Source organism: Parasphingorhabdus halotolerans (genome assembly GCF_012516475.1).
Classification (GTDB): Bacteria; Pseudomonadota; Alphaproteobacteria; order Sphingomonadales; family Sphingomonadaceae; genus Parasphingorhabdus; species Parasphingorhabdus halotolerans.
This window is the reverse complement of record NZ_CP051217.1, coordinates 3,001,393-3,024,477: the sequence shown is the minus strand read 5'-3', so window position 1 is coordinate 3,024,477 and position 23,085 is coordinate 3,001,393. Positions and strand designations below refer to the sequence as shown.

Below are 23,085 nucleotides of genomic sequence, written 5' to 3'. Positions count from 1 at the left end.
CGAGCTCACTCAGCATAAATATCAGCGGCATCATCTTCGCCCCCCGGCGCGCCATCAGCACCCAATGAGTATAGATCAAAACCGGGACCGTTGCGTCCGGGGTTGTCATATTGATAAGGCCGACCCCAAGGATCATCCGGCAATTTCTTGATGTAGCCGCCCTGACGATAACGGTTTGTTGATGGCAAAGACGATGGTGCCGCGACCAGGGCATTAAGCCCCTCGGCAGAGCCGGGATAGCTCAGATTGTCCAGCCGGTACATTTCCAGCGCTTGCCCCAAAGTCGCGATATCAGCGCGGGCCTTTTCCACCATCGCCCGGTCTTGACTGGGCAGGACGTTGATCACCACGATCGTCGTCAACAAACCAAGAATGAAGATCACGACCATCAGTTCCACCAACGTAAAACCGTTAGGCGCAGGGGCGTTTTTTTTGATGTTCCCTGATTTCTTGCCAAGGCTACGACGAAGCATTTTCGATAGTTTCTGCATGATATTCCTAATGATGTTCCTATAGGCCAGCAAGGTTCTGGAGTTGCAAAATCGGAAGTAAAATGGCCAATATGACCAGAGCTACCACACCGCCCAATGCTACAATAATCAACGGTTCCAGAAGTGACAATGTTGTTGAGCTGAAATTATCAAACTCCCGTTCGAGATAATCTGCCGCATGAGCGAGCATTTCGTCAAGATTACCCGACGCCTCGCCGCTGGCGGTCAAATAAATCAGCATCGGCGGAAAAACGCCTGTATCTTTCAGTGATCTGGAGAGGCTCCCGCCACCGCGAATGGCTTCCACCATATCTTGCGATGCCTTGCGCAATACGCTGTTGTTTATCGTTTCGGTCGTGAGCCTGAGGCCTTCCATAATCGGCAAGCGGCTGGCAACCATGGTCGAGAGTGTCCGCGACAGGCGCGCTGCGTGAAGGTCTCTTACGAGGCGTCCGAAAAAAGGGAGCCTTAAAACAAAGCCATCATAGCGATATTTGATATCAGGGTTTTTGAGCGCCTGCCAGCTTGCCAATGCGGCGACAAACATTACCGCCAAAATCAGCCACCACCAGCTAGACAGAAAATCGGATATCCAGATGACCGCGCGGGTGATCGGCGGCAATTGCTGGTTCACATCGTCAAACTGCTCGACGATTTTGGGGACCACGGCGATCATCAGCAATGCCACGACCACGATTGAAACCAGTGCCAACACAATGGGATAAGCCAAGGCGCTGATCAGTTTGCCACGCATTTCCGCCTGACGTTCCAGCAGACCTGCCAATCGCGCGGTAATATCCGGCAATGTGCCCGAGCTTTCGCCGGCGGAGATCATCGCCCGGTAGAGCGGAGGAAAGCTGCTTGGTTCCCGGCGCATCGCTTCAGCCAGGCGCTGCCCCTCCACAACACCGCCGTGAACCGAGGCAATGCGCTCGCGGACATAGGCCTTTTCGTTCTGCGTGCCGATAGTGCGCAACGCCTCTTCCAGCGGCGTGACCCGCACCAGTGACGACAATTGCCGGGTGAAAAGAGTCAGTTCTTTTGCCCCAAGCTTGCGACGACCGAACAGGCCTGTTTCCGGCTTGGCATTTGAAATCTGGGCGGTATCGACCTTCACCACGTAGAAATTGCGCTCAGCCAGTTTTGCCCGCGCAGCCTCATTGCTGCTTGCCACCAGCCGTCCGGTTTTCTCCCGTCCTTTCGGGTCAATCGCGGTGTAGGAAAAATCAGGCAATGACCGGTTCCTCCATATCATTTTTGCCCGATAATCTAATGGCTTCCTGCGGTGTGGTCAGTCCCTGTCGAACCATATCGCGAGCGGCGACAGCAAGCGTTTTGCTTTTCCGGAAAGCATGAGCCGAAATGCTCGCTTCATCGCCATCCTCGTTGATCAGCCTGCGTAAGGTCTCATCAATTCGGATGGCCTCGAAAACGCCAATACGGCCTTGATAGCCTGTCTGCTTGCAATGTTCGCAGCCCGCCGCTTCATAAACCACGGTACCGCGTTCAAATCCCAAAATGGAAGCGAGGGTAGCATCCGCCTCTGATGGCTTTCTGCAATGCTCGCAAAGCTTGCGAACCAAGCGCTGCGCAATGACGGCGCGTACAGTGGAGGCCAACAGAAACGGCTCAATCTTCATATCCCGCAATCGGGTTATCGCTCCGACCGCATCATTTGTGTGCACCGTCGAAAGCACCAGATGGCCCGTAAGCGCAGCCTGCACAGCAATATCAGCGGTTTCCCTGTCGCGGATTTCACCCACCATCACCACGTCGGGATCTTGTCGCAATATGGCGCGCAAACCGGCAGCAAAACTCAGCCCGACTTTGGAATTCACTTGTGTCTGGCCGATGCCTTCAACCGCATATTCAACCGGATCCTCGACGGTGAGAATATTGCGGCTGCCATCGTTGAGCTGCTTCATACCTGCATAAAGCGTGGTGGTTTTGCCCGACCCGGTCGGCCCTGTTACCAGAATAATGCCGTTGGGTTCGCGCAGTGCTTCCTGCAATATGGCATGGGTGCCGGGCGCGAGGCCGAGCATTTCCAGCGAAATACCTGCACTTTCCTTGTCCAATATACGCATCACCACGCGCTCATTTGCACGGTTCGGTAGCGTGGAAACTCGCACATCCAGAAGCTTGCCGCCCAATGTCAGGCTGATCCGGCCATCCTGGGGATACGTCGCTCGGCAATATCAAGCCGCGCCATCACCTTAATCCGGTTCACGATAACACCAGCGACATGTGGCGGCATCCGCAGCTTTTCCTGCAACATCCCGTCAACCCTCATCCGCACGACGAGGCCGGTCTCATAGGGTTCTATGTGAATGTCGGAAGCACCCTGCCGCGCCGCTTCGGCGATAATACCATTGATCAACCGGATCGTCGGGGCATCGTCAGCGCTATCGAGCAAATCCTCCGCGCTCGGGATGTCCCCGGCAATATCATCCAGCGCTTCATCACCGAAACTATCAGCCATTGCAGCGGCACTGCCGTCCATCGCGTAATGTTCGGAGAGTAGTTTTTCGAACGCCGGCGCTTCGACTTGTTCTACCGCAAGAGGCATCGCAAAATGTCGACGGAGTTCAAGAAGCGCTGCAGGATCGGAACCAGCGCGCAAGGCTATATTGCAACTCTCATCGCCAACGGACTGGAGCAAAACACCGTGATCGCGGGCAAAAGCATAAGGAATATTAGTTGGCACAGAGACGGGCGCTGAAACATCTGCTTCAACGCGTTCGACTTGATCTGATCCTTTCGCGATCTTCACATTGTGCCTCTTGTTTCTAGTTGTTCCCGGCTTCACTTGGTGGGAGTTCTGATTGCTCAATAACCGATGGAGCAGTCGGCGCAGTTCCCGGAGCATAGATAATCTCATCGCCCGGACGCGACGCGGAGCTTGGCGGAATCGTGCCCAGATAATCGCGCACCAATGCATCTATACTCGGCTCTTCGTCCGGACTCTGTAGCAGTTGGCGGCCGCGGATATAATCATAACGCCGTCCGGAAAACGCGCGGGCATCACCTGGGCCACGCAAAATGGTCGGCCGGATGAACACCATCAAATTGGTCTTCACCCGCGATCTTCCGCGCGATTTAAACAGCTCGCCAATGAAAGGAATATCGCCGAGCAGCGGTATTTTCTGGATTGTACGACGTTCATTGTCGTCCAGCAAACCGCCCAGCGCAATAATCTGCCCGTCGCCGACCGTTACGGTCGTGTTGATCTCGCGTTTGTTGATTATCAGTTCATTAAAATCATTGGAGACTGGGCCGACGATTGAACTCACCTGTTGCCGAAGCTCCATACGCACTTCATTGCCAGCATTGATCTGCGGCGTTACTTCCAGTTCAATGCCAACATTTTGCCGCTGGATCGTGCGGAAGGCATTGTCAAAATTATTCGATAGCGCTTCGCCTGTCGAGACCGGGATTTCCTGACCGAATAAAATGCTGCCCTTGAGATTATTGTTCACCGTGAGTGAAGGCGTCGAGAGCACATTGCTATCGGTATCGGACTGCACCGCGTTGATGATTGCACCGAGCACGCCGCCGCTACCAAGAGTGGTGGCAAAACCGGCAAATCCGCCGCGCGCGGCCAGCACTGCATCCGCTGCATTCTGCCGAAGCGCATCGCCGACCGCGCTGTTGGTTGTTGTCGTAGTTGCCGTGGTCGTGGTCGTTGTGGTCGAAGTATCAAACTGGTCGGCCAGCACACCGCCTGCAACGTCAACAATATTAGGTGAAGCGTTGGAGAAATTTGTTACAGCAAATGGTGCGTCTTTGCCTCCAATCAGCCATTGGATCCCCAGTTCCTTGGCCAGACTTTGCGATATTTCCACAATAATCGCTTCGACCACCACCTGTTCCTGACGGGTGTCCAGTTGGCGGATGAGTTCTCCGACCATGCGCTGCACTTCGGGATTGGCCGCCACGATCAGCGCATTAGTGCCTTCAAGGCGAGTTACTATCGCTGGTCCGCGACGGGATATGCCGGTACCACCATCTGATGAAGAGACAGCAGCAGGTGTCGTTGCAGCGCCGCTTTCTCCCGCAGCCGGGCTAACGGCAGCACCTGCCGCCGATGCCCCATTGCCGCCGCTTTTCCCAAGAAGTTGTTCGATCACGGGCAGTAAGGCTTCGGCGCTGGCGTAATCCAGCCGGTGCACCCGAATTTCCGTTCCCAGTTCCGCGCGGCTATCCAGCTCTCGCGCCATTTGCGCAAATTTTGCCACGGCTCCGGGATCACCGCGCAACGCAATCGAGTTGCTGCTGTCTATTGGCACGACCGTTACCGGCGCTCTTATGCCTTCGCCGCCGCCTTGTGTCGCAAGGGATTGGAGCGAAGTCGCGATTTCCCGCGCGCCGGCATTTTTCAGATTTATGATGGTACTTGCCGCGCTATCGCGATCAATCTCGTTCACCAATTGGCGGATACGCCGGATATTGTCGGCATAGTCGACGACGACCAGTGAGTTTGCGTTTCTGTTCGCGGTGATTGAGCCCTGCTTTGAAACGAGCGGTCTCAGCGTTTCGAGTGCTTCGCTTGCAACAATTGATTTCAATCGCACCACCTCTGTAACAAACTGGTTCGCCGCCGCGCCGCGCAAGCCAATTTGCGAGGGCTGGGTTGCTGCACCATCTGCCGGTTGAATGCGATATCCACCGCGTGTTGGCACCGCAACCAGACCATTTGCGCGCAAGGTCGAAAGGAAAACTTCAAAATATTCCGAACGGCTCAATGGGCGATCCGTGACCACAGACACTTTGCCTTGCACCCGGCTATCCAAAATAAATGTGCGTCCTGTCACTCGTGCCGCATCTTGCACAAAGGCGCGAACATCCGCGTCTCTCACGTTTAATGTGTGTTGTGCCTGGGCGGGGGGGCGAGCATGAACAATGCCGCCAATAGGACGATAAAATTTCTCATTGTGCGTCTTCGTCTTCCCGATTTCTATTGGAATTGGCATCTGATGCGCGGTCGCCTGCTGGTTGATTCGTTGGATTATTGGCGGATGGTGGCGGAGCGGGTTCGACGGCGGGCGGTGTAACTTCATGCAATTGCGGATTAACCGTTTCAGCCGGGACTGATTGATCCATATACAGGCTCTCCAGCGCCCCGCCGCGATCTATCACGACATGGTCAAACTGGACATTGTGCAATTTCGCACCCGCAACAATTTCATCACCGACCGCATAGCTTTCCTGAACACCATCGGGACCAGCCAATATTGCCGAGCCAAGCCCGGACCCTTCATTCATCCGGATGCCAAACAATGTGAGTTGCAGTGAGGTGACAACATTACCGCTCTGCGCGGGAGCGCTGCGAAAAAACGGATCAAAACTGGTGAACAATGCCAGCCGGGATTGCGGCGAAAGAACCTGCACCTCATTGGCTTGCCAATCGCCAACCGGTCCGAGCGGCACCAGCACCGCCCAGACCAGCCGAATCAGCTGGATGACAAGCAAGATGACAATTATTCCAGATGCGATACGCGCCCAGCCAATGCGGCGCAGGGACTGGCTATTGGCAGCAAAACGATCTGAAATAATACTACGCACGAATCCCCGTCATCCTCCATTGTCGCCCGTTTATAACGCTTAGGTTACAAACCGGCGACTCCTTCGTGAACATTAGGCCTGAACGTTAGGAAAGCAATATGGGTGAATTGTGGGTTGATGCCCCGACAAGCCACAAATCAGGGTATTGTGGATCAAGGCAGGGTTATTTCCAGCAAGGTGCCCAGCTCGCCAAGCGCCTGCTCCTCATTGCTGACCTTAATCGCGGCCATACCAAGCTTAGCCGCAGGTTTGCAATTGATGCCCAGATCATCAAGATAAATGCACTCTTCCGGGTTTTTGTTCAACGCATCGCACATCATCTGGTAGATGCGCGGATCCGGCTTTCGGACACCGGCTTTAGAGCTTTCAATAATATGGTCAAAGCGCTGCATGATGTCCTTCACCGCCGCCGCTTTCTCGTCATCCATCGCCATGCCAGCGCCTTTCCCGGCAGGCACGTTGTTGGTGATACAGGATATGGTGAAGCCGTCTGCTTTGAGTCGGTCGAGCGTCGCCACCATATTGGGCCGCACATCACCGGCCAGCACCGCCAGCACATCCGCCCCGCGCAATTCTATGCCAATAGCGCGCGCTTCCGCAGCAAAGGCTTCATCAAAGCCAGCGCCATCAATCTCTGCCCGTTCAAACTTTGCCCAGGCATTGTCATCCGGATTGGCGCTATTGATCCGCCGTACACTGTCATGCGGAATTCCTTTTTCGGCCTCGAGCCTGTTAAAGGCTTCAAAGGGGGAGGAAGTGATTACGCCGCCAAAATCGAAAATTACTGTGGTGAATTTCACTTATTCAGATACTCCAGTTTCAATCCCGGGCGCTTCCAGCGTGTTTTCGCCAGCTTTCCGACGGACGAAAGACAAATCCAGGCATCCATCATATCTTCGCCACCAAAGCAGATGTTGGTTGTATAGATATCCGGCGTTGGCACAAACTCCACCAGCTCACCCTCGGGCGAAACCACGCTGATCCCCGATTCCCCGATGGTCGCAACGCAGATATTGCCGCACTCCTCCATCGCGAGACTGTCGAAGAATTTATATCCGGCTGGACGATAAAGCGGGATGCCCGGTCCGCCCGCGCTTTCGTCCGAGCCCACTTTTCCCGGCGCGCTGATGTTAAACTTCGTCAGGCGACAGGTATAAGTTTCCGCAACATAAAGGCTTTTTCCATCAGGAGAAATGCCGATGCCGTTGGGATTTTCGGATGGGAAAATCACCTCTTCGAGATGGCTGCCATCCGCTTTGGCATAGAAAACACCAACAATATCATGACAGCGTTTTTCATAGTCTGTCTTGCCATGGTCGGTGAACCAGAAGCCGCCATGCGCATCGAATTGCAGATCATTGGGGCCGCGCAAGACGCATCCAAAATCACCGTCATTATAGAGCGTTTCGACCGCGCCGGTATCCGGATCGACCCGCTGGATGCTGCCCCCGGTATAATCTTTGGCGATACCATTGGGCGTCAGATATCCGTTGCGGTCTTTATATTCAAAACCGCCATTGTTGCAGACGTAAATCTTACCATCCGGCCCCATCGCCGCGCCATTGGGACCGCCACCGGTTTTGGCGATCACCTTTTTCGTGCCATCCGGCATCACGCGAGTGAGCTGCTGAGCAGCAATTTCCACCAAAATCACGCTGCCGTCCGGCATTGCTATCGGTCCTTCGGGGAAACGCAGTCCCTCTGCAACTATTTCCATAAATCATCCTCTCGAATCTTGTCACAGTCATTGCGGGAAAGAAACGACAAGTCTAGTGCGAAGAGAGATAGTTTCAGGAGATATCATGTCGAACAGCTACCCAAAATCATTGCAGCTTCATATTGACGGCGAATGGATCGATATAGAAGATCGCGAAGTCCATCATGTCGTCAATCCCGCGACCGGTGAAACGATTTCCGATCTGCCAAAGGCGAACAAAGCCGATCTGGATCGCGCGCTGGATGCTGCAAACCGGGCATTTCCTTTATGGCGCGATACAGCGGTGGGCGTGCGCGCAGCGATATTGCACAAAGCGGCTGATTTGATGCGCGAGCGCGCACCGGAAATGGGCAAGTTGATGACTGCCGAACAGGGCAAGCCGGTGGGGCAGGCGACAGGTGAAGTCACAGCATCGGCAGCCCATTTCGATATAATGGCGGAGGAAGCCAAGCGCTGTTACGGGCGGGTCCTGGTGCGTCCAACGGGCCAGAACAGCTTTGTGAAATACCAGCCTGTCGGCCCGGTTGCGGCCTTCAGCCCGTGGAACTTTCCGGTCTTTACACCGATCCGCAAACTCGCTCCGGCCATTGCAGCTGGTTGCTCGATCATCCTGAAACCGGCGGAAGAAACCCCGGCCAGTGCGATTGAAATGATTCGTTGTTTGCTTGATGCGGGATTACCCAGCGGCGTTGCCCAAATCGTATTTGGCGATCCGGCAGAAGTATCAAGCCATCTCATCGCTTCGAAAATTATCCGCAAAGTCAGCTTCACCGGTTCGGTTCCCGTCGGCAAACATCTGATGAAACTAGCCGCTGAAGGTATGAAGCGCACGACGATGGAACTCGGTGGACATGCACCCGTTCTGGTGTTCGATGATTGTGATCTGGAAAAGACGCTCAACCTTACCGCAATGCAAAAATACCGCAATGCCGGTCAGGTTTGCGTGTCCCCCACGCGCTTTTACGTGCAGTCCGGGATATACGACAAGTTCGTGGAAGGCTTTACCGAGCGTGCCGCAAAGGTTGCGGTGGGCGATGGTTTTGCCGACGGGATAGAAATGGGACCGCTCGCCAATCCAAGGCGTCCCAGTTCGGTCGGTGATATGATTGACGATGCAAAATCCAAAGGAGCGGAAGTGAAACTGGGCGGGAATCGTCAGGACAAGGATGGATTTTTCTTCGATCCCACCGTGCTGTCGCATGTCCCGCTCGATGCAAAAATCATGAATGACGAACCCTTTGGCCCGGTTGCGGTGATGCGGCCCTTTGATAGGCTGGACGAAGCTATTGAACAGGCCAACCGCTTGCCGCTCGGCCTCGCTGCTTACGCATTCACGTCAAACCTGCATACGGCGAATATTGTAGGCGATGCTATTGAAGCGGGGATGGTGGCGATCAACAATCTGACCGTCAGTCCCGGCGACGCGCCTTTTGGTGGGATGAAGGAAAGCGGGCACGGGTCCGAGGATGGCCCGATGGGCTGAAAGCCTACATGGTGACAAAAGCTATTCATCAGGCTTAACTAAATCCCTCTCCCTTGAGGGAGAGGGTTGTGCAAGCTTAATGAGGAACGAATTTAGCTGGAGCTGGGTGAGGGTGTACAATCTCGATAAAGCATAGCACCCTCATCCAACTCCGCCTAACCAGCAAAGCTGGTAAGGCTTTGTATCCTTCTCCCTCAAGGGAGAAGGCTTGAGAGGATGAAATTGAAATGAAAAAACGCACTGGCGCGCAAATCCTTGTGGATCAACTGGTCATTCAGGGCACTAACCGTATCTTCACCGTCCCCGGCGAGAGTTTCCTCTCTGTCCTCGACGCACTCCATGATTGCGGTGCAATCCAGACCATCGCCACTCGCCAGGACGGTAGCGCCGCTTTCATGGCCGAGGCCGATGGCAAGATGACCGGCGCGCCCGGTATTGCCTTTGTCACCCGAGGCCCCGGCGCGACCAATGCCAGCATTGGCGTCCACACCGCGATGCAGGACAGCACCCCGATGATCCTGTTTATCGGCGATGTCGCCCGCGATGACCGCGACCGGGAGGGCTTTCAGGAAGTCGATTTCACTGCCATGTTCACCCCGCTCGCCAAATGGGCGGCGCGGATCGACAATGCCGCGCGGATTCCGGAATATATTGCGCGGGCCTTTGATACCGCCAGTTCCGGGCGTCCGGGACCGGTTGTACTCGCACTCCCCGAGGACATGCTGCGCGACGAGGTCGAGGCACTCGACCGGCCCAAGGTGATTGCCCCTGCCCAGCCGCTATGTGCCAATGCGATGATGACGCTTACCGATATGCTGCGCGATGCGACAGACCCGATTGCCATCGTCGGCGGCGCGGGATGGGATGCCAAGGCCAAATATTATTTTGCGCAATATGCCGAGCGCATCGGGCTTCCTGTAGCAGTGGCTTTCCGGCGGCAGGATAATTTTCCGAATGAGAGTTCGGTTTACGCAGGCAATCTGGGCTACGGCCCCAACCCCAAGCTAACCCAGCGGATCAAAGATGCCGATCTGGTGCTGGCGGTCGGCGCAAGGCTGGGTGAAGCGACGACCGACGGCTACACGCTGATCACGCCAGACCACCCTGATCAGATTTTAGTGCATGTTCACCCCGATCCGGATGAGCTCAATCATGTCTATCGCATCGACCTCCCGATCTGTGCGGAGATGGATGAGTTCGCCGAACAGGCTGCGCTTTGGGAAGATGATCTGCTCAGTTTCGATGCTGGCAAGTCTGCGCATGAGGATTATATCGCATGGTCCACGCCGCAACCGACCGCAGCGAAACTTGATCTGGGCCAATGCGTTGCGGCGATGCAGGAACAGCTGCCCGCCGATGCTATTATCTGCAACGGCGCGGGCAATTTTTCCGGCTGGTGGCATCGCTATTGGAAATATGGCGACTTCCCCAGCCAGCTCGCCCCGACATCGGGAGCCATGGGTTACGGCGTCCCCGCATCGGTTGCCGCCGCGTTGCGTTTCCCCGACCGCAGTGTGGTTGCGTTGGCGGGAGACGGCGATTTCATGATGAACGGACAGGAACTCGCCACCGCAATGCAATATGACGCGAACCTGCTGGTGCTGGTGATCGACAATGGCAGCTTCGGCACCATCCGCCTGCATCAGGAACGTGAATATCCAGCGCGACTATCAGCGACGGAGTTAAAAAACCCCGATTTCGCGGCTTTGGCCAAGGCATACGGCGGATGGAGCGCGACGGTGGAGAGCACCGATGAATTTGCTCCTGCGTTGAAGGAGGCATTGCAACAAAAGGGACTGCGGTTGCTGCATCTGAAAACCGATGTGGAGTTTTTAACGGCTGCCGGGGCTACTGTGAGTGGGTTTAGTGAATAGTGTCCCCTTCATTCCGATAGCGGACGATATAATTGCACTCGTGGCCTGTATCGTTCGGTCCTTAACAGTGATTTCTTATCAAGTTTATTGTCTGGGCCGTAGCGTCTCAATAAACCCAGCATCTACCCAATAGATATCTACCTCTGTATTGTCTGCGGATCGTGTCCGACGATCAAAGAAGAGATATTTTCCATCGGGTGACACGCTTGGATAGTTTTCGGCGGCGGCGGTATTTATCTTGTCGCCCAAGTTGATGGCAGGCCCCCATGAGCCATCGGTCGCTCGATAGCTGATGTAAAGGTCAGATGTGCCATATCCTCCTTCTCTTCTGCTATCCCAGATCACATAGGATTCATCTGGTGCGACAAAGGGGTGGGCGTTGTATTTACCGACGGCAAACTGCGGGCCCAGAGATTTCGGTTGTTCGTATTTTCCGTCCATCAAACGTGAATAACGCAACGGTGTCTCCAGTTCTGGGGTAAACGTATCGAAATAATAGGTGCCGTTGGAAGACGCCGAAAGCCGCATAATGTCGATGTCTTTAAAAGGTGCACCAAGGCTTTTTATATCCGACCAACCCTCGCTGGTGCGCTCTATATATTCATTTTTGAAATAGAGGATCATCCCATCAGGAGAGACAGATGGCTCGCCCACTCCCGTTTTGACAACAGTCTCCTCCCATTTGCCATTTTTATATTCAATGGCAGCCAATACATTGGAAGCAGATTCCTCGCCCAGCGGTCTCTTGACGAAATAGAAGGCCTTCATATCTGCCGCAAACATGCCCTCAATTTCACGATTTTCTGCCGTGTTAACAATGCCAGGTGCAAAAATTTCAGCCGTTGAGCCGGGCAACTTTTGACCAAGGTAGGGTGATGCGGCTGTTATGCTACTTTCATTTTTGGGTCGGAGATTCTCGATAACTTGTGCGTCCACCCAGAAAATATCTACATTTTCATATTTGTCGGAACCCATATTCCTGTTGAAAAATAGGTATTTGCCATCTGGCGTTACACTCGCGGCTGCTTCCCAAGCGTCCGTGTTTATCTTGTCACCCAGATTAATGGCCTTACCCCATGTGCCATCTTGGTTTCGAAAACTGATATAAATATCTGAATCGCCGTACCCACCTTCTCTTTTAGCATCCCATATCAAATAGGATTCATCGGGAGCAATGAAAGGATGTAAAATGTGTGTTCCTGTGTTAATTTCCTTACTCAATATTTTTGGTTCTTCACGTTTCCCATCTATCATGCGCGAATAGCGAATGGGAAAACTTGAGTTATTTTTGTCGAAGGTGTCAAAATAATAGGTGCCATTCATCGAAGCTGTAAGTCGCATGATCAACATATCTTCAAAAGGTGGGGTTAGAAATTTCACGTCCGACCATCTGTTTCCAATGCGTTCCTTGTAGCGCCTACCCAAATGCATCGTGTTGCCATCGGGTGCGATCATGGGTTGCCCGATCCTTGGCGATACATTCGATTGGACCCATCGACTATTGTCGTATTTAAAAGTGACCAATTCGTGCTTCTTGGTTTCCGCGTTCTCTCTGAGAAAATAGATTTCTTTCATGTCAGGTGTGAAAACTGCACCATATTCCCAGCCCTGTGTTGAAACGATACCGGGCGCAAAGGGCTCAGGGTTTGAACCGGGCGGCTTTTGACCGAGGTAAGGGCCTTCTCTAACGGGAAGTTCATCCTGAGCATGACTAACGCTACTCACTATGAGAAAAGCAAGCAGTAGAGCAACAGATGCTGTGAAATGCGTCATTAGGTTTCCTCTTTGATAAGCGAGAGAGCAACTCAGCTTCTGACTGTAACAATCATTTTATCAAGAAACCACGTATGTGGTCAGAGGAAATGCTGGAAGATGATTGTTCGATTAAACCCATTTAGCTTTCGATGAACAACTTGGGTGCGGATCAAATACAACGTCCGCTTTTGCGCTTGCGGCGAACACTGAACACTAACCCCCACCCATCTCCAAAATCGCATCCCACTCACTTTCCGTCACAGGAGCCACCGACAACCGAAACTGCCGGATAATCGCCAGATCCTTGAGCTTGGGGTTCTGCTTCATTTCCTTTAGCGGCACAGCCTTATCCAGTTTGCGCGCCGGCTTCACCTTCACCACAACCCAGCGGTCCGGATCGGTGGTCACATCCGGGCTATGCTCTTCGGAAACCTCCATGATGCCAACCACTTCCAGCCCCTGCCGCGAGTGATAGAAAAACACCTGATCGCCCTTTTTCATGGCTTTCATATTGTTGCTGGCCTGCGCATTTTTTACGCCGTCCCAGGTGCCTTCCTTCTCGGCAACCAGATCATCCCAGCCATATTCATCAGGCTCCGATTTCATCAACCAGTATTGCGGCATATCAGCATCTCCGGTTTGATTTCAACGGCAGATAAAGCCGTTAGTGGTGCGCTTGTCGAACCACACTGATAAGACGGCACGCGCCCTTCGACAAGCTCAGGCCAGCGACGAATAGAAAAGGCCCCGTCGTGAAGCGAGGCCCTTTCGCAAACCAGTTGCAGGTTTCAACCCGGCATCAGGACATTGTCGATAATATGGATGGTCCCGTTGGTCGCCTTGACATCGGCACCGGTGACGGTCGATTTATTGCCTTTCGCGTCTGTAAGGACGAGCGTGTCACCGACCATTGTCGCTTTCAATACGCCGCCTTGCACGGTGGTCAGACTGGCGGTACCGCCGCCATCGGCAATCGCCTTGGCGATATCGGCGGCGCTCATATTGCCTTCCACCACATGGTATCTCAGGATATTGGCCAGTTCTTCTTTCTTGTCGGGCTGGAGAAGTGCGTTCAGTTCGTCCATGCCCAATTTGTTGAACGCCTCGTTGGTACCGGCAAATACCGTATATTCACCGCTTCCTTCGCTCTGGGCCTGCAGCGCTTCGGCGACACCGGATACTCCGACCGCAGTAGCTACAGTGGAGAGGTCCGGATTGGCTTGAATAACCGCCATTATCACGGTTGGACTCTTGGCTTTTTCCCTTGCCATACGCTCCTCGTACAGCGCTTTGTCTTCTTCACTCATTTCCGATGAACAGGCTGGAATCATCGCTAGAACTACGCAAGCCACTAGTAATTTTCGGGGACTAAACATGGTCTTTCCTTTCATTGCTGCTATCCGCTCCGCGCAAAACTGGAGTCGTCCGGGTGCTAATTCATGGAGAAAGAAAAATACGCCTATCGAAGGCAGAAAGCAAACTTCCAAAATGCCTAACAAAAAAGGCCCCGCAAATTGCGAGGCCTTTTCCTACTTGTCCTAGTTCGGGGGGACAAAACTATCCGGGCATTACGACCGTATCAATCGCATGGATCACACCGTTGGAAGCATCGACATCGGTCATGATGATCGTTGATTTTCCGCCAGCGGCATCTTCCAGCACGACATTCTCGCCATCCATCATGGCTTTCAGTGATGCGCCTTGCACGGTGGTCAGAGTTGCAGTGCCGCCGCCATCAGCAATGGCTTTTACGACATCAGCGGCCATCAACTTGCCTGCGACCACATGGTAAGTCAGAAGCGCTGTCAGATCATCTTTCTTTTCAGGTGTCAGCAACGCAGAGAGGGTGTCTGCATCTACTTTTGCGAACGCGTCATTGGTTGGCGCGAAGACCGTGAATGGTCCATCGCCAGACAGGGTTTCGCCCAGTCCTGCAGCAGTTACCGCAGTTACCAGTGTTGAGAAATTCTCATTACCTACGGCAACGTCAACAATCGTTCCCGGTGCTTCGGCTTCCGCACCAGTTACTTCTTCAACGGCAGTTTCCGTTTCGGCAGCCTGAGGCGCTTCCGATGCACAAGCAGCGAGCAAAGCCACGACGGCGGTGGTTACAAAAATTTTGGGGGAAATACGCATGATAAGCCTTTCAAATTATATTTTTAGCGCTTGGAATCCATAAGGAACTAACAAAACGCTTTTTGACGCTTTTAAAATATGCGTATCGGACAAAGATGTAATCCTGTCTCTTTGGGCGTATTGAGCACGCGGGCAGGACCCCGGCAGTTACAACCCAAATGGCAGATATAAAAGGCCCCGCTGATTAGCGAGGCCTCCCATATATATTTCAGTGTAATGCTTCGGCTTAATCAGCCCGGCATTAAAACTGTATCGATGATGTGTAGTTCGCCGTTGCTGGAATCAATGTCTGGTTTGATAATATTGGCTTTATTTCCAGCGCCATCCTCAAGCACAATTTTGTCGCCGTCCATCGACGCTTTAATGGTGCCGCCTTGCAGTGTGGTCAGACTAAAGGAACCGCCACCATCGGCAATGGCTTTCGCCAAGTCGGCAGACTTCATCGTACCCTTGACCAGGCCGTATTTCGCAATTCCGGCCAGTTCGGTTTTATTGGCGGGATCCATTAGGGCTTTCAGCTTATCCTGATCCATTTTGTTAAACGCATCATTTGTTGCGGTAAAGGCTGTGAAAGGGCCGTCTTCCTTCAACTCGGCAGCGATACCAGAGAGCCCGACCAACATGGTCGCCGTTGATAGCTCTTCCTGATCTTGAACAACCGCTGTCAGATTTGTTGGCTTGGACGCCTCTTCAGCCTTCCGTGCATCATAGATCGCTTGCTCATCTTCGCTCATTTCCGAGGAGCAGGCAGAGAGGGCCGCTATGGCAGAAGTGGCAAGCAAAATTTTGGAGAGGGTGTTCATAACAGTCCTTTAGGTTTGAGAGGGAATTACCATCCCTGGATAAAAGATACGTTGTAACATGGAAACTGCGCCAAAGCAAAACTCTGCGGGGAAGCGCACGCTGAGCGGGACAAGTTGAGCATTATGGATCTATCCCCAGATGCACGAAATCTCGTTCGTAACTTTTCAGATTAGCGCCGCCATCCACACAGATGATCTGCCCCGTTACCGAAACCGCACCGGCAAGGTAGAGTACGGCATCGGCAATATCCTGAGGGCTTGAAAACCGATCCAGCGGCATCATAGCTTTGAGATTTGCCAGCTGATCATCAGAATATTCGCCAGCGGTTAGCGTCAGCCCCGGAGCTACACCATTGACCCGCAATGTGTCTGAACAAGCAGTCGCCAGCGTCCTGACGCTCTGCGCCAATGCCTGTTTGGACAAGGTATAGCCAAGCTGATCACGATTGGGATTGATGATGCGCTGATCCAAAATGTGAACAACAGCACTGCGTTTGCCATCCGAAATCCTATTTGCCAGAGCGGTGGTCAGCAATGTCGGGACCATCATATTCACGCGCAAATGGCGCTCAAGACTGTGGTCGTCGATATTGCCTGCATCGTCCTGTCCAAATATCGAAGCGTTGTTGACGATCAGGTCAGGCAGCCGGCCAAAGCTGGCCTCAATTTGTTTCAGAAGATTGTCGGCAGCACCTTTTTCTTCAAAATCTTGCTGAAAACCGCGCCATTCAGTACCCTCTACCTGCAATACTTCCGCAAGTCCGTCTTCCGGCGTCGTGTCGCTATGGCCATGCAATGCGAGCGCATAACCCGCTTTCGCCAGACTGGAGGATATTTGTGCGCCAACTCTGCGGACTCCGCCGGTCACAAGGGCAAGTGGAGCAGCGCTCATTTCCGCGCTCGGGAAAGCGTAATACCGATTGCCTCTCCTTTTTCGGAAATCAGCAATTTGACGATTTTGACCGTAACCCGAAGCACGCTTTTGTCCTGCAAAAACAAGGTCTCGATAATATGATCGGCAACCGCCTCAATCAGCTTGAAGTGCACACCTTCAGGCAATGCGTCGGTCGCAGCATGTTTCAAATCCATATAATTTTTGGAGTTATCGAGCGGCGTGTCCGCCTCATAGCGGTCCTGCACTTTCAATTCAGCCGCAATTGAAATGCGCAAAGGTTGCGGCAAATGAGTCTCTTCGGAATAAATCCCGGTGAGCACGTCAACCTCGAGATCATTGACCTCCAATAATAAGCTATCTGTCATAATTTGCTTTCGCGTGTTTTATGCCATTGTGCAAGTCAGGTGGTCTTGCCTGAAGACCAGCGCGCATAGATTGCTGTTGGCAGCAGCAGGCCGCGCGCCTGCTCGCGCACCGCCAATTCTCCAACCTCAATGGTGCCTCCCAAATGCAAGAGCTTTTCCTGCAACAGCGATCCGATTGCCAGGGCCGACATGCGCACCGCATAAACCGTCAGAAACAGGCATCGCGAATTTTCATCCAGCAGCTTGCCGCAGCTTTCAACCAGGGGTGCCAGATCTTCCTCAAGACGCCAGATTTCGCCATCCGGTCCGCGCCCATATTTGGGTGGGTCAAGCAGGATCGCATCATAGCGCCGTTCGCGCCGCACCTCGCGAGCGGCGAACTTTGCCGCGTCGTCAATAATCCATCGAATCGGTCGCTCGGTCATGCAGGAAAGCGCGGCATTGTCTCTTGCAGCTGAAACAGATTTTTTGGAAGCATCAACATGCACCAGATTGGAACCTGCGGCAGACAACGCCAATGTCCCCACGCCAGTATAGCCAAATAGATTTAGAGCTTGCGAAGCCTCCATGTCTTCCATGTTGGAGCGTATCCAGCGCCACACGGGGTCCATATCCGGGAAATAGGCAAGATGCCGAAACGGCGTGCATTGCGCGGTAAACGTGACCTCTTCCCAATGCTGGGTCCAGCCCTCTTGCGGGACATTGGCATTTAAATGCCAACGCCCTCCGCCATCATCATCGGATGCCGGAAGAAACTCGCCATCGGCTTGCCAGTCTGATTCATGCGGTGCCCACATCGCTTGCGGCTCGGGGCGGATGAAATGGAAATCGCCGTAGCGTTCCAGCTTGCGACCATCACCGCTATCGACCAGCGTGTAATCGGCGCGCGGATCACTGATCATCAACCCCGGCTGAAACGAGACTTCAGCCATTGGCCGGCGTCGCCTTGGCAGTCACGAAGTCTTTCACCGCGTCATAATCGCCCGGTAGCCTGTCATAGGCCTCTTCGCGGTCGAACAGATCGCCAATCCGCCTCGGCAATATCGGTCGAACGCCGGTTGCGCGCTCTACCGCATCACGAAATTTTGCCGGATGGGCCGTTGCCAGCGTGACAATCGGAACGGCGGAATCAATATCGATTGAGCGGGCCGCCGAAAGACCAATGGCCGTATGCGGATCAATGATCTGCCCGGCCTCTTCTTGCGCCCAGCGCATGGCAAGCGCCATATCATCGGGATCGACACGGGCGCTTTTGAAGAACGCATCCGCTTGCTCACGCATTGCAGTATCCAGCTGCATGTTCTTGTTTTTCTCAAACGCCGCCATGCGTGCTGCAGTCTTGGCTCCATCCCGGCCTTCAATGTCAAACAACAGCCGCTCGAAGTTGCTGCTGACCTGGATATCCATGGACGGCGCAGCGGTTGGCGTAACAGTGCCGGTGGAATAGTCACCTGCACTCAGAGCGCGATGCAAGATGTCATTCACATTGGTCGCCACGATCAACCGCTCAATCGGCAAGCCCATTTGCGCGGCAACATATCCTGCGAAAACATCGCCGAAATTGCCCGTTGGTACAGAAAAAGCAACTTTGCGCAGCGGCGAACCCAATTGGCTGGCGGCAAAGAAATAATAGACAATCTGCGCCATTAACCGCGCCCAGTTGATCGAGTTAACTGCCGAAATTGCAAATTTTCCGGTGACAGATTGATCGGCGAACATGCGCTTGACCATCGCTTGAGCATCATCAAAACTGCCGTCAATAGCTATATTATACACGTTTGGTGCACGTACTGTCGTCATCTGGCGGCGCTGAACATCAGAGATGCGGCCATCGGGATGGAGCATGAAAATATCGACTTTGTCCCGGCCTGCCAGCGCATCGATCGCCGCTGATCCGGTATCACCAGATGTCGCTCCAACCACTGTCAGATGTTTATCCTGTCGGGCGAGAAATTTCTCGAACAACAGACCGAGCAATTGCAACGCGACATCCTTGAATGCCAGCGTCGGTCCGTGAAACAGCTCAAGCAACCATTGTTGCCCATCCAGCTGCACAAGCGGCGTCACGGCGGCGTGCGCAAACCGCCCGTAGGCTTGTTCGCAAAGCTCTGCTAACTCATCATCGCTCAGAACATCACCAATAAATGGCTTCATCACCCGGGCAGCCACTTCCGCATAAGGCAAACCAGCCATCGCGGTGATATCGGCTGCCACAAATTTGGGCCATGCTGTCGGGACGTAGAGGCCGCCATCGCCGGCCAGTCCAGCCAATGTCACTTGTTCAAAATTTAGCGGTGCGCTATTTCCGCGCGTCGAGATATATTCCATGATGGCCAGCGGGTTAGCGCCCTGCTTCAACAAGGGCAAGCGTTAGGCTAATCGGTCTGCTTATTTAGTTCCGCTGGAATTCTTCGCCCTAAGTGCGATCAGGAATATTATCAGCGCAATCCCGGCAAATAAAAACCACTGAACCGCATAAGCGAGATGGTTATTCGGAATGTCTTCAATAGACGGACTAGCAGGTGCCAAAAGTGAGGCCATTGGTTTATCCGCTACAAGCATCGGCCCTGGCGCGGTGTCTTTGCCCATTAACCTGTCCAGCAGGGAGGATTCGCCCGGAGCTTCCGTTATCCAGCCAGTCAGAACGCCGCCTTGCCAGTCAATTTCGAGATTGGGCCGGTTACTGACCCCCATATTGACCAGGACACCCGGGCCTTCCGCACTGGTTACGCAGTTTGCGATATAGCGAAAGCCGCTTTGTCCGTTGGACGCTTTACCCGAGCTATCCTGCCAGTCTGTAATGCGCAGGCAGTTTATGCTCGATTTCCGGAACATGGCCTCGTCAGCAACGGGCCCCAGCTGCGGGAATGCCATCGGCGGCTTGTCGAAATTTGCAGCATAAGTTTCCAGAAGCGCTTCTTTTTGATCCAGTCTATCCAGCTGCCAAAAACCAAGATAGATCATGGCCCCGACTGCCAATGCGACGATCAGTGAAGAGATTATCGGCAAACGCTTCACGCCCCGCCCCCTCATCAATTTTGCCTTCGCTGGCCTGATTGCGGTGTTCGAGAATAATCAGTGCAGCTTTGGAAACACGCAAAGAGCCAACCACTGCGCCAATGGTGATTGGAACCCATAACAGGACATGCACCCACATTGGCGGATGCAGGTTCAGTTCCACGATCAGCGCCAACGCAAGAACCAAACCGCCGACAATCAAGGTCAGGAAAGCCGCAGGTCCGTCACCGACGTTAAATTTCGTATAGTCCAGCCCGCAGGCCCGGCACTGATCAGCGAAGGCTGTGATGCTGCGGAACAGGGTTTTCTGTCCGCATCTCGGGCAGAGACCAAAAAGGGCAGCGGGAAGAACGTCCGGCTGCCCTTTTGTGTTTTCGGATTCGGTCAAAGCAATCCCTTATCGAGCGCTCTAGTGAACCGGTGCACCCCAGCCGCCCCATACATAGACAACAATGAAGAGGAACAACCAGACAACATCGACAAAGTGCCAATACCAGGCGGCCGCTTCGAAACCGAAATGCTGTTGCGGGGTGAAGTGCCCCTTGTACGCACGCGCCAGACAGACAATCAGGAAGATCGTACCAACCAGAACATGGAAGCCGTGGAAGCCGGTCGCCATATAAAACGCAGCGCTGTAGTTCAGTCCAGCGAATGGAAACGGCGCAACGCTATATTCATAGGCCTGGATCATCGTGAACACCGCACCGAGGATGATCGTCAGCCAGAGACCGGTAATCAAACCTTTGCGGTCTCCGTGGATCAGGCAGTGATGCGCCCAAGTGACGGTGGTACCCGAACACAGCAAAATCATGGTGTTAAGCAAAGGAAGCTCAAACGCGCTTAACACTTCAATGCCTTTTGGTGGCCACTGTAACAGAGCCGCAGCGCCTTCCTGACCAATCAGGTTGGTGGTTACGCCATCAACAACCTCAAGTGGCTGAGGGAAGAGCGAGAAATCAAACCACGCCCAGAACCAACCAACAAAGAACATCACTTCTGACGCAATGAACAATATCATACCGTAGCGCAGATGAAGCTGGACGACCGGCGTATGATCGCCCGCATGCGCTTCCTTGATCACATTGGACCACCACGCGTAGAACGTCCACGCGACGGCAGAGACGCCCACCGCAAATACGAGCGGGCCGAATGCCATATCGTGCATCCAGCGGATACCGCCAATAGCCATCGTGAAAGCGGCAAAGGCACCAAAGATCGGCCAGATGTCAGGCGGCAATATGTGATAATCATGATTTTTGGCACCGGCCATAGTCGTATTCCCCAAACTTCGTTGTTTATCTCTTAGCTATCACTTTTTGCGGGGTCCACCGCTTTGCCGTCTTTAGAACGATAAAAAGTATAGCTGAGGGTGATTTCTTCAATATCGCGCGTTTCCGGATCCTCAAGAATTGCCGGATCAACATAATATAACACCGGCATCCGCATCGTCTGCCCCGGTTTCAGCAATTGTTCCGTAAAGCAAAAACACTGCACCTTGTTGAAATATTTACCAGCTTGGACGGGCGTCACGTTAAACGTGGCGGTGCCGAGCACCGGTTGATCGGATTCATTGGTCGCGATGTAAATCGCCATATCGCGCGCGCCGACGCTGACATGGTCCACCGCTTGCTCTGGCTTAAACGTCCAGGGCAGCGCCGAATTTACGTTGGAGTCAAACCGGATGGACATCACGCGATTTGTCGCCTTGACGGTTGCAGCCTGTGCTTCACCGACCCGCTGCGTGGTGCCGCCATAACCGGTCACGCGGCAGAACACTTCATAAAGCGGCACGGCAGCATATCCCATGCCGAGCATGCACAATCCGAAGAAGCCCGCCAACAGCGCGCTCCGCCGGTTTTTTCCGGACAGGGTGGTTTCCGCCGCTGTCGTCACGTTGCAGTGCCAATTTTCACAAAAGTAATAAAATAGAAAAGCACCACCAGAAAGGCCAGCAATCCGGCCATAATGACCGCACGCTGCTTTTGCTTGGCTTGATAGGCTTTTTGCTCATCCGGCGTCATCGGCGCTTTGGTTTCATCGATCATGCTCATGCCAATATCATCCGATCAGCCACCAATGCGGCAAACAATGCGAACAGGTAAAATATCGAAAATTTGAAAAGGTTCTTTTCGGCTTTCATCTCTGATGGCTGGGAAGTCTTGCTTGTTGCCACTTTCAGCGAAAGCCAGCTGAAAACCAGACTCAAAACGATGGCAGCACTGCCATAAATGACACCAGTATGTCCCAAAGCGTAAGGCGCAATCGCGCAAACGGCCAGAATGAGGCTATAGCCAAAAATCTGTTTCCGCGTGGACTTGCGGCCCGCCACAACCGGCATCATCGGCACACCGGCTTTGGAATAATCACTATTCATAAAAAGCGCCAACGCCCAGAAATGCGGCGGTGTCCAGAAAAAGATGATTGCAAACAGAAGCGCCGGCATAACTGTTACATCACCGGTTACCGCAGCCCAGCCGATGGCCGGCGGAAAAGCACCGGCAGCACCGCCAATAACAATATTTTGCGGCGTCGCACGCTTGAGCCAAATCGTATAAACGACCGCATAGAAGAAAATGGAAAATGCCAGAAACGCGGCGCTGAACCAGTTCACCGCAAGGCCCATGAGAATCACCGAAAAGAACGAAAGTCCGATGCCGAAATGTAGTGCTGTTTCACGATCCATCCGACCAGCAGGAAGTGGCCGCTGTTGCGTCCGCTTCATGACCGCATCGATATCCGCTTCATACCACTGATTAAGCGCAGCAGATGCACCTGCCCCAAGACTGATCGCCAGTATCGCTGTAAAACCGATGACCGGATGAATGGAACCCGGCGCCACAAGCAATCCACATAGCGCCGTGAAGATAACAAGCGTCATCACGCGCGGTTTGGTTAGCGCAAAAAGATCTTTCGCGCTTGCCATGCCATAGAGAGATTCAGACGCCGTTGTCATAGCCCTTTAAAATTCCGGTTGTTGATATCG

22 protein-coding genes and 2 pseudogenes are annotated in these 23,085 nt (G+C 53.5%); 2 read left to right on the top strand and 22 right to left on the bottom strand.

What is annotated here, in order from left to right; genetic code table 11:
- Window positions 1–5: 5 nt before the first annotated feature.
- The 7 genes and pseudogenes from gspG to HF685_RS14805 all read right to left on the bottom strand — a co-directional run bounded on the left by gspG (window position 6) and on the right by HF685_RS14805 (window position 7,773).
- Window positions 6–473: a type II secretion system major pseudopilin GspG gene (gene gspG / locus HF685_RS14835; RefSeq protein WP_168821563.1), complete on the bottom strand. Its 468-nt coding sequence runs from the start codon at window positions 471–473 to the stop codon at window positions 6–8.
- 37 nt (window positions 474–510) lie between these two features.
- Window positions 511–1,725 carry a type II secretion system inner membrane protein GspF gene (gene gspF / locus HF685_RS14830; protein ID WP_168820653.1) on the bottom strand — a complete coding sequence of 405 codons (1,215 nt, stop codon included), beginning with the start codon at window positions 1,723–1,725 and terminating at the stop codon, window positions 511–513.
- Window positions 1,718–3,198 (bottom strand): annotated as a pseudogene (gspE, locus tag HF685_RS14825) (type II secretion system ATPase GspE). The gene gspF and the pseudogene gspE overlap by 8 nt, the downstream one beginning before the upstream one ends.
- An 82-nt stretch (window positions 3,199–3,280) precedes the next feature.
- On the bottom strand, window positions 3,281–5,464 hold the full coding sequence (gspD, locus tag HF685_RS14820; protein WP_168820651.1) for a type II secretion system secretin GspD: 2,184 nt from the start codon (window positions 5,462–5,464) through the stop codon (window positions 3,281–3,283).
- A complete protein-coding gene (locus tag HF685_RS14815) occupies window positions 5,421–6,056 on the bottom strand; it encodes a type II secretion system protein N (RefSeq protein WP_168820649.1) in 636 nt (211 codons plus the stop codon). The genes gspD and HF685_RS14815 overlap by 44 nt, the downstream gene beginning before the upstream one ends.
- A 152-nt stretch (window positions 6,057–6,208) precedes the next feature.
- Window positions 6,209–6,856: an HAD-IA family hydrolase gene (locus tag HF685_RS14810; RefSeq protein ID WP_168820647.1), complete on the bottom strand. Its 648-nt coding sequence runs from the start codon at window positions 6,854–6,856 to the stop codon at window positions 6,209–6,211.
- Window positions 6,853–7,773: an SMP-30/gluconolactonase/LRE family protein gene (locus HF685_RS14805; protein WP_168820645.1), complete on the bottom strand. Its 921-nt coding sequence runs from the start codon at window positions 7,771–7,773 to the stop codon at window positions 6,853–6,855. Before HF685_RS14805 ends, HF685_RS14810 begins: the two co-directional genes overlap by 4 nt.
- A gap of 85 nt (window positions 7,774–7,858) precedes the next feature.
- Here HF685_RS14805 and HF685_RS14800 point away from each other — a divergent pair, with 85 nt between their 5' ends.
- Together HF685_RS14800 and HF685_RS14795 are read left to right on the top strand one after the other, a co-directional pair.
- Window positions 7,859–9,256 carry an NAD-dependent succinate-semialdehyde dehydrogenase gene (locus HF685_RS14800; RefSeq protein WP_343040061.1) on the top strand — a complete coding sequence of 466 codons (1,398 nt, stop codon included), beginning with the start codon at window positions 7,859–7,861 and terminating at the stop codon, window positions 9,254–9,256.
- A 227-nt stretch (window positions 9,257–9,483) separates the two neighbouring features.
- A complete protein-coding gene (locus HF685_RS14795; RefSeq protein WP_211051240.1) occupies window positions 9,484–11,130 on the top strand; it encodes a thiamine pyrophosphate-binding protein in 1,647 nt (548 codons plus the stop codon).
- Window positions 11,131–11,214: 84 nt separating this feature from the next.
- Here the strand turns inward: HF685_RS14795 and HF685_RS14790 are convergent, their stop codons facing one another.
- The 15 genes and pseudogenes from HF685_RS14790 to HF685_RS14720 form a co-directional block, all read right to left on the bottom strand.
- Window positions 11,215–12,903: a TolB-like translocation protein gene (locus tag HF685_RS14790; RefSeq protein ID WP_168820643.1), complete on the bottom strand. Its 1,689-nt coding sequence runs from the start codon at window positions 12,901–12,903 to the stop codon at window positions 11,215–11,217.
- A gap of 195 nt (window positions 12,904–13,098) precedes the next feature.
- Window positions 13,099–13,509: an EVE domain-containing protein gene (locus HF685_RS14785; RefSeq protein ID WP_168820642.1), complete on the bottom strand. Its 411-nt coding sequence runs from the start codon at window positions 13,507–13,509 to the stop codon at window positions 13,099–13,101.
- 164 nt (window positions 13,510–13,673) lie between these two features.
- Window positions 13,674–14,261 (bottom strand): fasciclin domain-containing protein, encoded by a 588-nt coding sequence (locus HF685_RS14780; protein WP_168820641.1) that lies wholly within the window; start codon window positions 14,259–14,261, stop codon window positions 13,674–13,676.
- Window positions 14,262–14,442: 181 nt separating this feature from the next.
- Window positions 14,443–15,021, bottom strand: a complete 579-nt coding sequence (locus HF685_RS14775; RefSeq protein WP_168820640.1) for a fasciclin domain-containing protein — start codon at window positions 15,019–15,021, stop codon at window positions 14,443–14,445.
- 230 nt (window positions 15,022–15,251) lie between these two features.
- A complete protein-coding gene (locus HF685_RS14770) occupies window positions 15,252–15,755 on the bottom strand; it encodes a fasciclin domain-containing protein (RefSeq protein WP_168820639.1) in 504 nt (167 codons plus the stop codon).
- A gap of 190 nt (window positions 15,756–15,945) precedes the next feature.
- Window positions 15,946–16,716 carry an SDR family oxidoreductase gene (locus HF685_RS14765; protein ID WP_168820638.1) on the bottom strand — a complete coding sequence of 257 codons (771 nt, stop codon included), beginning with the start codon at window positions 16,714–16,716 and terminating at the stop codon, window positions 15,946–15,948.
- Window positions 16,713–17,084, bottom strand: a complete 372-nt coding sequence (locus HF685_RS14760) for a dihydroneopterin aldolase (protein ID WP_168820637.1) — start codon at window positions 17,082–17,084, stop codon at window positions 16,713–16,715. The genes HF685_RS14765 and HF685_RS14760 overlap by 4 nt, the downstream gene beginning before the upstream one ends.
- Before the next feature lie 35 nt (window positions 17,085–17,119).
- Complete coding sequence (locus HF685_RS14755; protein ID WP_168820636.1) at window positions 17,120–18,016, bottom strand: RsmD family RNA methyltransferase; 897 nt, start codon at window positions 18,014–18,016, stop codon at window positions 17,120–17,122.
- Window positions 18,009–19,412, bottom strand: a complete 1,404-nt coding sequence (gene thrC, locus HF685_RS14750; RefSeq protein WP_168821561.1) for a threonine synthase — start codon at window positions 19,410–19,412, stop codon at window positions 18,009–18,011. Before thrC ends, HF685_RS14755 begins: the two co-directional genes overlap by 8 nt.
- Before the next feature lie 60 nt (window positions 19,413–19,472).
- Entirely contained in the window at window positions 19,473–20,102 is a 630-nt protein-coding gene (locus tag HF685_RS14745) for an SURF1 family protein (RefSeq protein ID WP_246218648.1), read from the bottom strand.
- 10 nt (window positions 20,103–20,112) lie between these two features.
- Window positions 20,113–20,496 (bottom strand): annotated as a pseudogene (locus HF685_RS14740) (DUF983 domain-containing protein); the annotation flags it as partial.
- Between the two features lie 15 nt (window positions 20,497–20,511).
- Window positions 20,512–21,372: a cytochrome c oxidase subunit 3 gene (locus HF685_RS14735; protein ID WP_168820633.1), complete on the bottom strand. Its 861-nt coding sequence runs from the start codon at window positions 21,370–21,372 to the stop codon at window positions 20,512–20,514.
- Window positions 21,373–21,404: 32 nt separating this feature from the next.
- A complete protein-coding gene (locus tag HF685_RS14730) occupies window positions 21,405–21,917 on the bottom strand; it encodes a cytochrome c oxidase assembly protein (RefSeq protein WP_425500189.1) in 513 nt (170 codons plus the stop codon).
- A 74-nt stretch (window positions 21,918–21,991) separates the two neighbouring features.
- Window positions 21,992–22,153, bottom strand: coding sequence for a hypothetical protein (locus tag HF685_RS14725; protein WP_211051529.1), 162 nt, complete (start codon window positions 22,151–22,153; stop codon window positions 21,992–21,994).
- Window positions 22,150–23,055 (bottom strand): heme o synthase, encoded by a 906-nt coding sequence (locus HF685_RS14720; protein WP_168820631.1) that lies wholly within the window; start codon window positions 23,053–23,055, stop codon window positions 22,150–22,152. The genes HF685_RS14725 and HF685_RS14720 overlap by 4 nt, the downstream gene beginning before the upstream one ends.
- Window positions 23,056–23,085 lie beyond the last annotated feature (30 nt).

What these genes read in the sequence shown, in the direction of transcription:
- gspG (WP_168821563.1), bottom strand. Translation starts at nt 473, where the DNA reads ATGCTTCGTCGTAGCCTTGGCAAGAAATCAGGGAACATCAAAAAAAAC.
- gspD (WP_168820651.1), bottom strand. Translation starts at nt 5,464, where the DNA reads ATGCCAATTCCAATAGAAATCGGGAAGACGAAGACGCACAATGAGAAA.
- HF685_RS14805 (WP_168820645.1), bottom strand. Translation starts at nt 7,773, where the DNA reads ATGGAAATAGTTGCAGAGGGACTGCGTTTCCCCGAAGGACCGATAGCA.
- HF685_RS14800 (WP_343040061.1), top strand. Translation starts at nt 7,859, where the DNA reads ATGTCGAACAGCTACCCAAAATCATTGCAGCTTCATATTGACGGCGAA.
- HF685_RS14795 (WP_211051240.1), top strand. Translation starts at nt 9,484, where the DNA reads ATGAAAAAACGCACTGGCGCGCAAATCCTTGTGGATCAACTGGTCATT.
- HF685_RS14790 (WP_168820643.1), bottom strand. Translation starts at nt 12,903, where the DNA reads ATGACGCATTTCACAGCATCTGTTGCTCTACTGCTTGCTTTTCTCATA.
- HF685_RS14785 (WP_168820642.1), bottom strand. Translation starts at nt 13,509, where the DNA reads ATGCCGCAATACTGGTTGATGAAATCGGAGCCTGATGAATATGGCTGG.
- HF685_RS14780 (WP_168820641.1), bottom strand. Translation starts at nt 14,261, where the DNA reads ATGTTTAGTCCCCGAAAATTACTAGTGGCTTGCGTAGTTCTAGCGATG.
- HF685_RS14775 (WP_168820640.1), bottom strand. Translation starts at nt 15,021, where the DNA reads ATGCGTATTTCCCCCAAAATTTTTGTAACCACCGCCGTCGTGGCTTTG.
- HF685_RS14770 (WP_168820639.1), bottom strand. Translation starts at nt 15,755, where the DNA reads ATGAGCGAAGATGAGCAAGCGATCTATGATGCACGGAAGGCTGAAGAG.
- HF685_RS14765 (WP_168820638.1), bottom strand. Translation starts at nt 16,716, where the DNA reads ATGAGCGCTGCTCCACTTGCCCTTGTGACCGGCGGAGTCCGCAGAGTT.
- HF685_RS14760 (WP_168820637.1), bottom strand. Translation starts at nt 17,084, where the DNA reads ATGACAGATAGCTTATTATTGGAGGTCAATGATCTCGAGGTTGACGTG.
- HF685_RS14755 (WP_168820636.1), bottom strand. Translation starts at nt 18,016, where the DNA reads ATGGCTGAAGTCTCGTTTCAGCCGGGGTTGATGATCAGTGATCCGCGC.
- thrC (WP_168821561.1), bottom strand. Translation starts at nt 19,412, where the DNA reads ATGGAATATATCTCGACGCGCGGAAATAGCGCACCGCTAAATTTTGAA.
- HF685_RS14735 (WP_168820633.1), bottom strand. Translation starts at nt 21,372, where the DNA reads ATGGCCGGTGCCAAAAATCATGATTATCACATATTGCCGCCTGACATC.
- HF685_RS14730 (WP_425500189.1), bottom strand. Translation starts at nt 21,917, where the DNA reads ATGCTCGGCATGGGATATGCTGCCGTGCCGCTTTATGAAGTGTTCTGC.
- HF685_RS14725 (WP_211051529.1), bottom strand. Translation starts at nt 22,153, where the DNA reads ATGAGCATGATCGATGAAACCAAAGCGCCGATGACGCCGGATGAGCAA.
- HF685_RS14720 (WP_168820631.1), bottom strand. Translation starts at nt 23,055, where the DNA reads ATGACAACGGCGTCTGAATCTCTCTATGGCATGGCAAGCGCGAAAGAT.